Annotated in this window: 1 protein-coding gene; it reads left to right on the top strand. The window is 58.2% G+C overall.

Going from position 1 to position 285, the window contains the following annotated elements; translation table 11 throughout:
• Positions 1-285, top strand: a 285-nt coding sequence (locus M3G19_RS11870) for a YPDG domain-containing protein (RefSeq protein WP_259902803.1), incomplete at both ends; no start/stop codon positions are given.

Below are 285 nucleotides of genomic sequence, written 5' to 3'. Positions count from 1 at the left end.
TGGTTATGAGGATGGTTCTGGTAAGCCGGGCGAGGATGTGACGGTTGACGCTCCGAAGTTCAAGGACAAGGACGGCAACGACACCAAGGCTCCTGAGGGCACGACGTTCACCCCGGGTGAGAATGCTCCGGAGGGTGTGAAGGTTGATGAGAAGACCGGTGAGATCACTGTTCCGGTTCCGGAGGGTGCGAAGCCGGGTGACAAGATCACTGTTCCGGTTGATGTGACCTACCCGGATGGTTCTAAGGACACCGTCGATGTGACCGTGACCGTCGAGAAGCCGGA

Source organism: Corynebacterium sp. p3-SID1194 (assembly GCF_025144155.1).
In the GTDB taxonomy this organism is placed as follows: Bacteria; Actinomycetota; Actinomycetes; order Mycobacteriales; family Mycobacteriaceae; genus Corynebacterium.
Note: the sequence above shows the minus strand (reverse complement) of the source record. Positions and strands in the feature narration are given on the sequence as shown.